Source organism: Janibacter anophelis NBRC 107843, from assembly GCF_001570945.1.
Lineage (GTDB): Bacteria > Actinomycetota > Actinomycetes > Actinomycetales > Dermatophilaceae > Janibacter > Janibacter anophelis.
In genome coordinates this window covers 1-12,225 of the sequence record NZ_BCSQ01000080.1, presented here as the reverse complement: position 1 = coordinate 12,225, position 12,225 = coordinate 1, and the positions used below count along the sequence as shown (strand labels likewise).

General features: G+C 71.7%; 13 protein-coding genes. 11 read left to right on the top strand and 2 right to left on the bottom strand.

The window, feature by feature from the left end; translation table 11 throughout:
- Positions 1 to 14: 14 nt before the first annotated feature.
- A complete protein-coding gene (locus JAN01S_RS15430) occupies positions 15 to 248 on the bottom strand; it encodes a three-helix bundle dimerization domain-containing protein (protein ID WP_068319570.1) in 234 nt (77 codons plus the stop codon).
- A gap of 174 nt (positions 249 to 422) precedes the next feature.
- Between JAN01S_RS15430 and JAN01S_RS15425 the strand changes: the two genes are divergently transcribed.
- Entirely contained in the window at positions 423 to 1,781 is a 1,359-nt protein-coding gene (locus JAN01S_RS15425) for a pyridoxal phosphate-dependent decarboxylase family protein (RefSeq protein WP_068319571.1), read from the top strand.
- A gap of 77 nt (positions 1,782 to 1,858) precedes the next feature.
- On the opposite strand, the gene JAN01S_RS15420 is transcribed toward JAN01S_RS15425, so the two are convergent.
- Positions 1,859 to 2,212 (bottom strand): hypothetical protein, encoded by a 354-nt coding sequence (locus tag JAN01S_RS15420; protein WP_068319568.1) that lies wholly within the window; start codon positions 2,210 to 2,212, stop codon positions 1,859 to 1,861.
- Between the two features lie 241 nt (positions 2,213 to 2,453).
- On the opposite strand from JAN01S_RS15420, the gene JAN01S_RS15415 reads away from it, so the two are divergent.
- The 10 genes from JAN01S_RS15415 to JAN01S_RS15370 all read left to right on the top strand — a co-directional run.
- Positions 2,454 to 2,744, top strand: coding sequence for a DUF3263 domain-containing protein (locus JAN01S_RS15415; protein ID WP_068319566.1), 291 nt, complete (start codon positions 2,454 to 2,456; stop codon positions 2,742 to 2,744).
- A 14-nt stretch (positions 2,745 to 2,758) separates the two neighbouring features.
- Entirely contained in the window at positions 2,759 to 3,217 is a 459-nt protein-coding gene (locus JAN01S_RS17430) for a GNAT family N-acetyltransferase (RefSeq protein WP_068319565.1), read from the top strand.
- A 142-nt stretch (positions 3,218 to 3,359) separates the two neighbouring features.
- Complete coding sequence (locus tag JAN01S_RS15405; protein WP_068319564.1) at positions 3,360 to 3,824, top strand: hypothetical protein; 465 nt, start codon at positions 3,360 to 3,362, stop codon at positions 3,822 to 3,824.
- 220 nt (positions 3,825 to 4,044) lie between these two features.
- The gene (gene groL, locus JAN01S_RS15400; RefSeq protein WP_068319562.1) at positions 4,045 to 5,679 is read left to right on the top strand and encodes a chaperonin GroEL; all 1,635 of its coding nucleotides are present in this window, start codon (positions 4,045 to 4,047) and stop codon (positions 5,677 to 5,679) included.
- A gap of 86 nt (positions 5,680 to 5,765) precedes the next feature.
- Positions 5,766 to 6,638, top strand: coding sequence for an AAA family ATPase (locus JAN01S_RS15395; RefSeq protein ID WP_068319560.1), 873 nt, complete (start codon positions 5,766 to 5,768; stop codon positions 6,636 to 6,638).
- Positions 6,635 to 7,789, top strand: a complete 1,155-nt coding sequence (locus tag JAN01S_RS15390; RefSeq protein ID WP_068319557.1) for a vWA domain-containing protein — start codon at positions 6,635 to 6,637, stop codon at positions 7,787 to 7,789. Before JAN01S_RS15395 ends, JAN01S_RS15390 begins: the two co-directional genes overlap by 4 nt.
- A gap of 65 nt (positions 7,790 to 7,854) precedes the next feature.
- On the top strand, positions 7,855 to 8,355 hold the full coding sequence (locus tag JAN01S_RS15385) for a (2Fe-2S)-binding protein (RefSeq protein ID WP_068319555.1): 501 nt from the start codon (positions 7,855 to 7,857) through the stop codon (positions 8,353 to 8,355).
- On the top strand, positions 8,352 to 10,865 hold the full coding sequence (locus JAN01S_RS15380) for a xanthine dehydrogenase family protein molybdopterin-binding subunit (RefSeq protein WP_068319553.1): 2,514 nt from the start codon (positions 8,352 to 8,354) through the stop codon (positions 10,863 to 10,865). Before JAN01S_RS15385 ends, JAN01S_RS15380 begins: the two co-directional genes overlap by 4 nt.
- Entirely contained in the window at positions 10,862 to 11,716 is an 855-nt protein-coding gene (locus JAN01S_RS15375; protein ID WP_068319551.1) for an FAD binding domain-containing protein, read from the top strand. Before JAN01S_RS15380 ends, JAN01S_RS15375 begins: the two co-directional genes overlap by 4 nt.
- 10 nt (positions 11,717 to 11,726) lie before the next feature.
- A partial coding sequence (locus tag JAN01S_RS15370; protein ID WP_084360313.1) for an SRPBCC family protein occupies positions 11,727 to 12,225 on the top strand: 499 nt, incomplete at its 3' end.

Below are 12,225 nucleotides of genomic sequence, written 5' to 3'. Positions count from 1 at the left end.
GGGGGGGGGGGGGATCAGCAGGTGGCGCTGGTGGGCGGCAGCGGGGCGCCAGCCAGGTCGTGCAGCTCGATGCGCACGGCGTGCTCGATGAGCGGGGCGAGGAACTCCGGGTGGAGGTTGGTCGCCTCGATGCGCTCGCGGGCGGACATGACCATGGCCTCGACGCGCTCGCAGGGCACCTGCGGGTACCGCACGCACAGGTCGTGGGCGATGTTGGTGACGACGTGGTCGACATTGATCGTGTACATGGGGACCTCCCGGTCCGTGGTCGGTCTTCGACTGAAGATGAACACAAGGTTAACAGAGAGTGGACCACGTGTGCATCCCCGGTGGACCCAGCGTGTCCGAGGGCCGGTGGCGCGCTCCACCGCGGCTCCGCTGACGGGGGCGCCTCACGCTGAACCGCACCTAGAGTGCTCGTCGTGCATGGATTCGCCGACGACAACACCTCCCTGGCCGAGCTCGAGCGCCTGGTCCACGACTACACGGCCGAGCGGATGCGCTTCGACCCGCCGCCGCTCGACCGCGCCCTGACGCCGGCCCAGCTGCAGGAGCAGGCCGGGCAGACGATCACGGCCGAGGGGCTGGGCGGTCGCCGGGCCATGGACCTCTTCGCCGAGGTGCTCGCGCCGGCCTGCCTGTCGGTCGACCACCCGCGCTACCTCTCCTTCATCCCGTGCGCGCCGACGGAGGCCGCCGCGCTCTTCGACCTCGTCGTGGGGGCCAGCTCGATCTACGCCGGGTCGTGGCTCGAGGGCTCGGGTGCCGTCTACGCGGAGAACCAGGCGCTGCGCTGGATCTGCGACCTCGTCGGACTGCCCGAGTCCGCCGGCGGCGTCTTCGTCCCCGGCGGCACCATCGGCAACCTCTCCGCACTCGTGGCCGCCCGCACCGAGGCTCGGCGCACGGCCGCCGCGGGTCAGCGCCCCTTCCGTGTCGCGACGACCCGGGGCGCGCACTCGTCCATCCAGTCGGCCTGCGACGTCATGGACGCCGAGCTGAGCACCGTCGAGCCCGATGAGCGCGGCCGGCTCACCGGGGAGCGACTGCGCGAGGTGCTCCTCGCCCACGGACCCGAGACCTACTTCGCGGTCGTCGCCACTGCCGGCACGACGAACTTCGGCATCATCGACGACCTGGCCTCCGTCGCCGAGGTCTGCCGCGAGTTCGGCATCTGGTTCCACGTCGACGGCGCGTACGGCGGCGCCGGCCTGGCCGCGCCCTCGGTGCGCGAGCTCTACGCGGGCATCGAGCAGTGCGACTCCTTCATCGTCGACCCGCACAAGTGGCTCTTCGCCCCCTTCGACTGCTGTGCGCTCGTCTACCGGGACCCGGCCGCGGCCCGCAATGCCCACACCCAGCGGGCCGGCTACCTCGACGTGCTCACCGAGGCCCCGGACTGGAACCCCACGGACTACTCGGTGGGCCTGACCCGGCGCGCGCGGGGGCTGCCGTTCTGGTTCTCCCTGGCCACGCACGGCACGCAGGCCTACACGCGGGCGGTCGAGATGACGCTGGAGGTCGCTGCCTTCGCCGAGGCCGAGATCGCCCGACGGGAGGGCTTCGAGCTCGTCGGGGAGCGCTTCCTGTCCGTCGTCGTCTTCCGGCGCGAGGGGTGGAGCGCGCAGGACTACGCCGCGTGGTCCGACCGCGTCCTCGACGAGGGCTTCGCCTTCATCGTCCCGACGGTCCACGAGGGCGAGACCCTCGCGCGCTTCGCGATCGTCAACCCGCAGACGACGACCGAGGACATCGCCGCGATCCTCGACTCCATGGTCTGAGGGCCGCGATCCTCGCACCCCCGACATGCCGGTGGCCCGGGACCGATGCGGTCCCGGGCCACCGGTGGTGTGCGGGGTCAGTGACCCATCGCGTTCCCGCGGCAGGCCACGCCCGGGCGCTCGTCCGCGAGGACGTCCTTCATCCCGTGGGCCACGAACTGGCCGTAGTTCTGCACCCCGCGCGTGCGGGTGTTGTCGTTGCCGGGGTTGACCCAGGTCAGCGCGTCGTCGTCGAAGCCGGGAGGGTTGACCTCGGTCCCACCCGCCGTCGCGTCCTGCATGTCCTGTCCCGAGAAGGCGCAGACCGAACTCGCGTTCGCCCCGCCATTGGCGGTCCCGCCGTTGCCGGTGTACTCACCGGCGGACGCGGACCCCGCTCCTGCAAAAAACAGACCGGCGGCCATGACGCCGCCGAGCACCAACTTCTTCATGGTCATGCCTTTCCCGAAGAGAGCGCCCCATGCCCCCTGCCGACCCGCGGGGTGGGCGGCGCGGTGCACCGCCATCTCGTGAATTTACTCTTCTCTTACCCTTTCGGCGCGACGGTGCGCCGAGCGGTCGACGTGTGACGAGTGGGGCGAAGGGGACGTGAGTGACTCCCTTCGTCGCACCTGTCCAGCCGACACGCCGCGGTAATGACAAGCGTGTGATTACGCCGGTACAGTGCGACGCGTGAACCTCGCCGACCAGACCGCCGCGCCGACCCCTTCGGTCCCGCTCACGGACCGCGACCGCGAGATCCTCGCCTTCGAGCGCCAGTGGTGGAAGTACGCTGGCTCCAAGGAGCAGGCGATCAAGGAGCTGTTCGACATGAGCTCCACCCGCTACTACCAGGTGCTCAACGGCCTGATCAACAACCCGGCCGCCCTGTCCGAGGACCCGATGCTCATCAAGCGGCTGCGCCGCCTGCGCGACCAGCGCCAGCGCACCCGCAGCGCGCGGCGCCTCGGCATCGAGGTCTGAGCCGACCCTCCACCGTGCGCATCGTCCGGGCCGGCGCCGACGACGCCTTCGTCCTGGCTGCGCTGTCCCTGCAGTTCGCCCTCTCCCTCGGCGGCCCCGGCGAGCCGGGATACCTCGACCGCGCCGCCGACCACTGGCTGCGCCACCGGCACCAGCTGCCCGCCTGGTTCGCCGAGCGCGATGGCGCCCACGCCGGCTACCTCCAGGCCGTCCTGCTGCCGGAGACCGCCTGGCCGGGCCAGCCGCCCGGCAGCCGCGGTCGGCTGTGGGCCCAGGCGATGTACGTCGCTCCCGACCACCGGCGCCACGGCGTGGGGCGCTCGCTGCTCGCTGCGTGTGAGCACTGGGCCGCCGGTGAGGGTGTGGGCGTGATCCGGCTGCGCTGCGAGCCGGGGGCCGAGCAGTTCTACGACGCCGCCGGCTACGCGCCGGCCACCGAGGTGCGCGAGAAGCGGCTGCGCCCCCTTCGTTAGGTCACGGCTCGGTCACGGATGCATCCGGCGCCGAACCGCACCCGCAGCCACTGCGTCTCATCGTGCAAGGGGAGGGGCCGCGGGGCGGCTGCGATGCGCAGGGGGTGTCGCAGCCGCCCCGCTGCTTGGCACAGTGGGGTCCATGACCGAACTGGACTGGAGCACGCCCGCCGGACTCGCGGCGATCAAGGAGCACCTGGCCTCCCGCATCGAGGGCTGGCAGCCGCCGGTCGCGTGGGCGGTCGCCATCACGCCGGCCACGAGCGACCCGGAGTGGGACCTCCCGCACGTCAATGCGCCCGGGGGCAGCCACGGCCTGGCCGCCGTCGTCCTCGCCTCCGTCCTGCGCCACGACGGGTCCACCGCGACCGTCGACGTCTCGCCCGAGCAGCTCGCCGCGGCCGTCGAGGGCCTCGAGCCCGCGCAGGCCTGCACCGCCGTGGAGCACCCCAACCTCGCCGTGTGGCGGGGGCTGCTCGCCGAGGTGGAGGGCAACCCGGCGCGCGAGCTCGTTGCCGTCTTCGTCGCCGACCTCGACGACCCGGTCTCCTCCGACGTCGACGGCCAGCTGCGCGCGCTCTTCACCGACCTGCACCCGCGCACCTGACCGTGGGTCGCGCGGGTTGGGTGCGCTCCACCACCGGGCCGTTTGCACTCGACCACCGAGAGTGCCAATAATGGCGTTAGCACTCTCCCCGTGAGAGTGACAGTCCTGACCGGTCAGGTGAGGGGCGCGATCGCACGGTGACGTGAGCCGGGCGGTCGTTCTCCGTCCGTCGCGGGCACCCCCGGTCGCACCCTTCGATTCGCGTGGAGGAACCACCCGAATGGCCAAGCTCATTGCTTTCGACGAGGAGGCCCGCCGCGGTCTCGAGCGGGGTATGAACACCCTCGCCGACGCCGTCAAGGTCACCCTCGGCCCCAAGGGCCGCAACGTCGTCCTGGAGAAGAAGTGGGGCGCCCCCACGATCACCAACGACGGTGTGTCCATCGCCAAGGAGATCGAGCTCGACGACCCCTACGAGAAGATCGGGGCCGAGCTCGTCAAGGAAGTTGCGAAGAAGACCGACGACGTCGCCGGTGACGGCACGACGACGGCCACCGTCCTGGCTCAGGCGCTCGTGCGCGAGGGTCTGCGCAACGTCGCCGCCGGCGCCAACCCGATGGCCCTCAAGCGCGGGATCGAGAAGGCCACCGCCGCCGTCTCGGACGAGCTGCTGACGATGGCCAAGGAGATCGAGACCAAGGAGCAGATCGCTGCCACGGCCTCCATCTCCGCTGCTGACCAGGAGATCGGCGCCAAGATCGCCGAGGCCATGGACAAGGTCGGCAAGGAAGGCGTCATCACCGTCGAGGAGAGCAACACCTTCGGTCTCGAGCTCGAGCTCACCGAGGGCATGCGCTTCGACAAGGGCTACATCTCCGGCTACTTCGTCACCGACACCGAGCGCATGGAGACCGTGCTCGAGGACCCCTACGTCCTCATCGCCAACTCCAAGATCGGCTCGATCAAGGACCTGCTGCCCGTCCTGGAGAAGGTCATGCAGGCCGGCAAGCCGCTGCTGATCATCGCCGAGGACCTCGAGGGCGAGGCGCTGTCGACGCTCGTCGTCAACAAGCTCAAGGGCACCTTCAAGTCCGTCGCCGTCAAGGCGCCGGGCTTCGGTGACCGCCGCAAGGCCATGCTCGCCGACATCGCCATCCTCACCGGTGGCCAGGTCATCTCCGAGGAGGTCGGCCTCTCCCTCGAGACCGCCGAGCTCGACCTGCTGGGTCGCGCCCGCAAGGTCGTCGTCACCAAGGACGAGACGACCATCGTCGAGGGTGCGGGTGACCAGGACCAGATCACCGGTCGGGTCAACCAGATCAAGGCCGAGATCGAGAACAGCGACTCGGACTACGACCGCGAGAAGCTCCAGGAGCGCCTCGCCAAGCTCGCCGGCGGCGTCGCCGTCATCCGCGCGGGTGCGGCCACCGAGGTCGAGCTCAAGGAGCGCAAGCACCGCATCGAGGACGCCGTGCGCAACGCCAAGGCCGCCGTCGAGGAGGGCATCGTCGCCGGTGGTGGCGTCGCGCTCCTGCAGGCGACCAAGGTCGCCTTCGACAAGCTGTCGCTCGAGGGTGACGAGGCCACCGGCGCCAACATCGTGCGCGTCGCCGCCTCGGCCCCGCTCAAGCAGATCGCGACCAACGCCGGCCTCAACGGTGGCGTCGTGACCGAGCGCGTCGAGAACCTCCCCGCGGGCGAGGGCCTCAACGCGGCCACCGGCCAGTACGTCGACATGATCGCCGAGGGCATCATCGACCCGGCCAAGGTGACCCGCAGCGCGCTGCAGAACGCCGCCTCCATCGCGGCGCTCTTCCTCACCACCGAGGCCGTCGTGGCCGACAAGCCGGAGAAGGCCGCCGCGGCCATGCCCGGTGGCGATGACATGGGTGGCATGGGCGGCATGGGCTTCTGATCCCACCGCTGCTCCGCAGCACCACGACGAAGGGCGGTTCCTCCGGGAGCCGCCCTTCGTCGTGCCCGGGTGGGTAGCCTCGCGACATGACGTCACCGCAGGAGCTGGCGCGGGCCCTCGAGGCCACGGGCTACCTCGCCGACGACGACCTGGCCACGGTCGTCTTCCTCGCCCGGGAGATGCGACGCCCGCTGCTGCTCGAGGGCGCCCCGGGCACCGGCAAGACCGCGCTGGCCGAGGCGCTCGCCGAGCTCGAGGGCGTCCCGCTCGTGCGGCTGCAGTGCTACGAGGGCATCGACGCCTCGCAGGCCCTGTACGACTGGGACTTCCCGCGGCAGATCCTCCACCTGCGCACGCTCGAGGCGCTGACGAGCGCGGGCGGGCTCGACCCCGAGGCGGCCGAGAGCTCGCTCTTCGACGAGCGATTCCTCCTCGAGCGGCCGGTCCTGCGGGCCCTGCGACACGCGCCGGCCGTGCTGCTCGTCGACGAGGTCGACCGGGCCGACGACGAGTTCGAGGCCTTCCTGCTCGAGGTGCTCTCGTCGTGGACGGTGACCATCCCCGAGATCGGCACCGTCCGGGCGACGGTGCCCCCGACGGTCGTGCTCACCTCCAACCGCACGCGCGAGCTGCACGACGCGCTCAAGCGACGCTGCCTCTACCACTGGATCGACCACCCCGGACTCGAGCGCGAGGTGGCCATCGTGCGCCGGCGCCTGCCCGAGGTGGGAGAAGAGCTCGCCCGCCAGGTCGTCGTGGCGGTCCACCGCCTGCGCGGCGAGGACCTCGTCAAGCCGCCCGGGGTCGCCGAGACCCTCGACTGGGTGAGTGCCCTGCACCGCCTGGGTGCCGCCGAGCTCGACCTGGAGACCGCCGCCCGCACGCTCGGCGCTGTCGTCAAGTACCGCGAGGACGGGGAGCGGGTGCGCCAGGCCCTCGACCGGGTGCTCGCCGGGTGAGCGCCTCCGCCGGCCCGCGTGCGTCCGACGCTCCCTCGCTCGAGCCCGACGAGGTCCTCGTCGGGCTCGCGCACGCGGTGCGGGCCGCGGGCGTGCCGGTCACGCCGGACCGCACGAGTGCCTTCCTCCAGGCGGTCGCCGCCCTCGGGTGCGCCGACCTGGAGCAGGTGCGTCGGGCCGGCCGGGCCACGCTGTGCGCGGGCCCGGAGGACCTCGTCCGCTTCGAGCAGGTCGTCGCCGCGTGGTTCGGTGACGGTGACGAGCTGCCCCGGGCGGCTCCACCGGAGCATCCCTCCGAGGTGCTCTCCCCGTTGCCCGGCGACGATGCCCCCGGGTCGCTCGAGACGCAGGAGGGCGAGACCGTGCGGGTCGCCGCCAGCGACCGAGAGGTGCTGCGGCACCGCGACGTCGCCGCCCTCGGCCCCCGGGACAAGGCCCTGCTCGACCGGCTCCTCGCCGGGCTGCGGCCGCATCTGCCGCAGCGACGCAGCAGCCGTCGCACGGCCTGGCGTCGTGGCGAGATCGACGTCCAGCGGACGCTGCGCACGACACTGCGACAGCTGGGGGAGCCGGGCCGGATCGCGCATCGGCGGCGCACCTCCCGGGCCCGCCGGGTGGTGCTGCTCATCGACGTCTCCGGCTCGATGCGCCCCTACGCCGAGGCGCTGCTGCGGCTGGCGCACGTCATCGCGCACGCGCCGGGCGCCCGGGCTGGAGTGGGGGCTGTCGAGGTCTTCACCCTCGGCACCCGGCTGACCCGCATCACGGAGGCGCTGCGCTCGCGCGACGTCGAGCGGGCCCTCGTGCAGGCCGGCGATGAGGTGCCGGACTGGTCGGGTGGCACGCGGCTCGGCGAGGTGCTCGGCGCCTTCATCTCGGGGGCGCGCACGCGGCACCTGGCGCGCGGCGCGGTGGTCGTCGTCGTGAGCGACGGCTGGGAGCGGGGCGACGCTCGCGAGCTCGGCGAGCAGCTCGCTCGGCTGCACCGGCTCGCGCACCGGGTCGTGTGGGCCAACCCCCACCGGGGCAAGGTCGGCTACCGCCCGGTGCAGGCCGGGATCGTCGCCGTGCTGCCCCACGTCGACGACTTCGTCGCGGGCCACTCAGTGGCCGCCTTCGAGGAGCTGCTCGAGGTCATCGCGCGGGGGTGACCCCGACGGCGGTGGTCGCTAGCATGAGCCAGATCACATCGTCGTGATCGACTCAGGAGGGCCACATGGCCAGGATCGAGCTCGTCGTGGACGGCGCCAAGGTCGCCGATGACGTCGAACCCCGGATGCTCCTCGTGCACTACCTGCGCGAAAAGCTCGGCAAGACAGGGACCGTCGTCGGGTGCGACACCTCCAACTGCGGGGCGTGCACGGTCCATCTCGACGGACGCAGCGTCAAGTCGTGCAACCTCCTCGCCGTCCAGGCCGACGGGTGCGAGGTGACGACGATCGAGGGGCTGGCGACCGACGGGGAGCTGCACCCGGTCCAGGCCGCCTTCCACGAATGCCACGCGCTCCAGTGCGGCTACTGCACCCCCGGCATGATCATGCAGTCGGTCGACCTGCTGCGCGACAACCCGTCGCCGACCGAGGAGGAGATCCGCCTCGGCCTCGAGGGCAATCTCTGTCGGTGCACCGGCTACCACAACATCGTGCGCGCGGTGCAGACCGCGGCCGGCTCCGCCCCTGCCAGCGCCACGCCCGCCGAGACCGGAGGTGCGTCATGACCGCCGAGGTCGAGGAGCGGCCCGGTCAGGAGATCGGCCGCGACCGCCGTCGCAAGGAGGACCGGCGGCTGATCACCGGACGCACCAAGTGGACGGACAACATCGTCCTGCCGGGCATGCTCCACATGGCGATGGTGCGCAGCCCCTTCGCCCACGCCACGATCACGAGCGTCGACACGAGCGAGGCCGCGCAGGCGACCAATGTCGTCGCCGTGTACTCGGGCGCCGACCTCGACGAGTCCGTCGGCACCCTCATCAACGCGTGGCCGCTCACCCCGGACCAGGTCACGCCGGTCCACCCCGCGATGCCCGCCGACCGGGTCACCTTCGCCGGGGAGATCGTCGCCGTCGTCGTGGCGCGCAGCGCGGCCGAGGCCCGCGACGCCGCCGAGCTCGTCGACGTCGACTACGACGAGCTGCCCGCCGCGCTCGACCTCAAGGAGGCGGCGGCCGACACGGTCCTGGCGCACCCGGACCTCGGCACCAACAAGTCCGCTCTCTGGATCTTCGACTCCGCCGAGTCGGGCACCGGTGGCGACGTCGAGCAGGCCATCGCCGCCGCCCGCGAGGACGGCATCGTCATCGAGCGCGAGTACCGCCAGCAGCGGCTCATCCCCGCCTTCATGGAGCCGCGCTCGGTGGTCGTCGACCCGACCGGCGAGCAGCTGACGATGTGGTCGGCCACCCAGATCCCGCACATCCTGCGCTTCGCGCTCGCCGCGACCACCGGGGTCCCGGAGTCGAAGATCCGGGTCATCGCCCCGGACGTCGGTGGCGGATTCGGCGGCAAGTTGCAGGTCACCCCCGAGGAGTGGCTGGCCTGGTGGGTGGCTCGGCAGCTCGGCAAGCCGGTCAAGTACACCGAGACGCGGTCCGAGTCGCTCATGGCCGCCCACCACGGTCGCGACCAGTGGCAGCGCCTGACGCTTGCCGCGGACAAGCAGGGCCACGTCACCGGGCTCAAGGTCGACCTGCTCGCCGACCTCGGCTCCTACGTCGCCCTCATCGGTGGTGGCGTGCCGGTGCTCGGCGCCTTCATGTTCAACGCGATCTACAAATTCCCCGCCTACCACTTCTCGATGCAGTCGGTGCTGACCAACAAGGCGTGGACCGACGCCTACCGCGGCGCCGGCCGGCCCGAGGCGACCTTCGCCATCGAGCGGCTCATGGACGAGCTGGCCGCCGAGCTCGGCGAGGACCCGATCGTCGTGCGGGAGCGCAACTGGATCAGGCACGAGGAGTTCCCCTTCACGTCGGTCGCCGGGCTCGAGTACGACTCCGGCAACTACGAGGCCGCAACGGCCGAGGCCAAGGCGCGGTTCGGCTACGACGAGTTGCGCGAGGAGCAGCGGCGTCGGCGCGAGAGCAAGGACCGGGTCCAGCTCGGCATCGGCGTCTCGACCTTCACCGAGATGTGCGGGCTGGCGCCCAGCCGGGTGCTCGGCAGCCTCGACTACGGAGCCGGCGGGTGGGAGCACGCGAGCGTACGGATGCTCGCGACGGGCAAGGTCGAGGTCGTCGTCGGCGTGAGCGCCCACGGCCAGGGCCACGAGACCGCCTTCAGCCAGATCGTCGCCGACCGGCTGGGCGTGCCCTTCGAGGACGTCGAGATCCTGCACGGCGACACCCAGATCTCGCACAAGGGGCTTGACACCTACGGGTCCCGCTCGCTCGTCGTCGGTGGCGAGGCACTCGTGCGGGCCACGGACAAGGTCATCGACAAGGCGCGTCGCTACGCCGCCCACATGCTCGAGGCCAACCCCGACGACCTCGAGTTCAAGGACGGCCGCCTCGGGGTGGCCGGCACCGACCAGTCGGTCGCCCTGACCGAGATCGCGACCGCGGCCTTCGCCTCGCACGACTACCCGGAGGACATCGAGCCGGGCATCGACGCCGAGGCGACCTACGACCCGGTGAACTTCAACTACCCCCATGGCACGCACCTGTGCGCCGTGGAGGTCGACACCGAGACCGGCGAGGTCCGGCTGCGCAAGTACACGTGCGTCGACGACATCGGCCAGGTGATCAACCCGCTCATCGTCGAGGGCCAGGTCCACGGCGGACTCGTGCAGGGCATCGCCCAGGCGCTGTGGGAGGAGGCGGTCCACGACGACTCGGGCACGCTCGTCTCCGGCAGCTTCGTCGACTACCTCGTGCCGACCGCTGCCGACACGATCAGCTTCGACACGAGCACGATGTCGACGCACGCGACGGCCAACACGCTCGGGACGAAGGGGGTCGGCGAGGCCGGCACCATCGCCTCGACCCCGTGCGTCGTCAACGGCGTCGTCGACGCGCTGCGTCCCTTCGGCGTCCACGACGTGCAGATGCCGTGCACACCCGAGCGGGTCTGGCAGGCGATCCGATCCGGGACCGAGGGCGACGACACGACGGGTGCGGCAGCGCCGCACTTCGACGAGGTGACGGGCGATCAGGGTCAGACCGATCGGACGGCGGGTGCCGAAGGCCCCACCGGCGGAGCAGCGAGCAGCGAAGGAGCAGGGCAATGATCCCGGCGAAGTTCGACTACGCGGCGCCCACGAGCGTCGAGGAGGCCCTCGCCCTGCTCGCCGAGCACGGAGACGAGGCCAAGGTGCTCGCCGGCGGGCAGTCGCTGCTGCCCGTGCTGCGGATGCGGCTCAACGCACCGGAGATGGTCGTCGACATCGGGCGGATCGCCTCCCTTCGCGGCATCACCGACGACGGGAGCACGCTGACGATCGGGGCGATGACCCCGTACCACGAGATCCTCGCCGACGACCGGGTCCGCTCCCGGGCCACCCTGCTCCACCAGGCGATCGCCGAGGTCGCCGACCCGCAGATCCGCCACCGCGGGACCCTCGGCGGGGCTCTCGTGCACGCGGATCCCGCGGGTGACTGCGGCGCTCCGGTCCTGGCGATGGACGCCGAGCTCGTGGTCACCGGCCCCTCCGGGGAGCGGGTCATCGCGGCGGCCGAGTTCTTCCAGGGGCTCTTCGAGACCGCGGTCGGCGAGGACGAGCTGCTCACCGCGATCCGGGTGCCGACGTACGACGGGTGGGCCTCGCACTACGAGAAGTTCGTCCGTGTCGCCCACCAGTGGCCGATCGTCGCGGTCGCCGCTCAGGTGCGCACCGACGGCGGCTCGATCGCCGAGGCCCGCATCGGTCTGACCAACATGGGCGCCACGCCCCTGCGCGCCCGGGCGGTCGAGGAGGCGCTCGTCGGCTCCGCGACCACCGAGGACGGGATCCGTGCCGCGTGCGACCTGGCGGCGGAGGGCACCGACCCGCCGTCGGACCTCAACGGCGACGCCGACTACCGCAGGCACCTCGCGACGGTGCTGACCCGACGGGCCGTGCTCACGGCCCTCGCAGGATGAGAGGACTCCCGTGCAGCTGACCCACACCTTTTCCGTCCCGGCCGGCATCGACGAGACGTGGGCGGCCCTGCGTGACATCGAGTCCGTCGCCGGGTGCTTCCCCGGTGCCCAGGTGACGAGCGCCGACGCCGACTCCTTCGAGGGCACGGTCAAGGTCAAGCTCGGCCCGATCGCGCTGGTCTACAAGGGCACCGGTGAGTTCGTCGAGCAGGACGAGTCCGCCCACCGGATGGTCATCAGCGCCAAGGGCAAGGACAAGCGGGGCAACGGCACGGCCGGGGCCGAGGTCGTCGCGACGATGACCGAGGAGGGTGCGGGCACCCGGGTGGAGGTCGTCACGGACCTCAACGTCACGGGCAAGCCCGCGCAGTTCGGTCGAGGCGTCATGCAGGACGTCTCCGACAAGCTCCTCGGCCAGTTCGTCGACTGCCTCGCGGGGCGGTTCGCGCCGGGGGAGGAGGAGCCAACCGCGCCGGCTGGCGCGGCGGCGCCCGCGTCCGCCGCGCCAA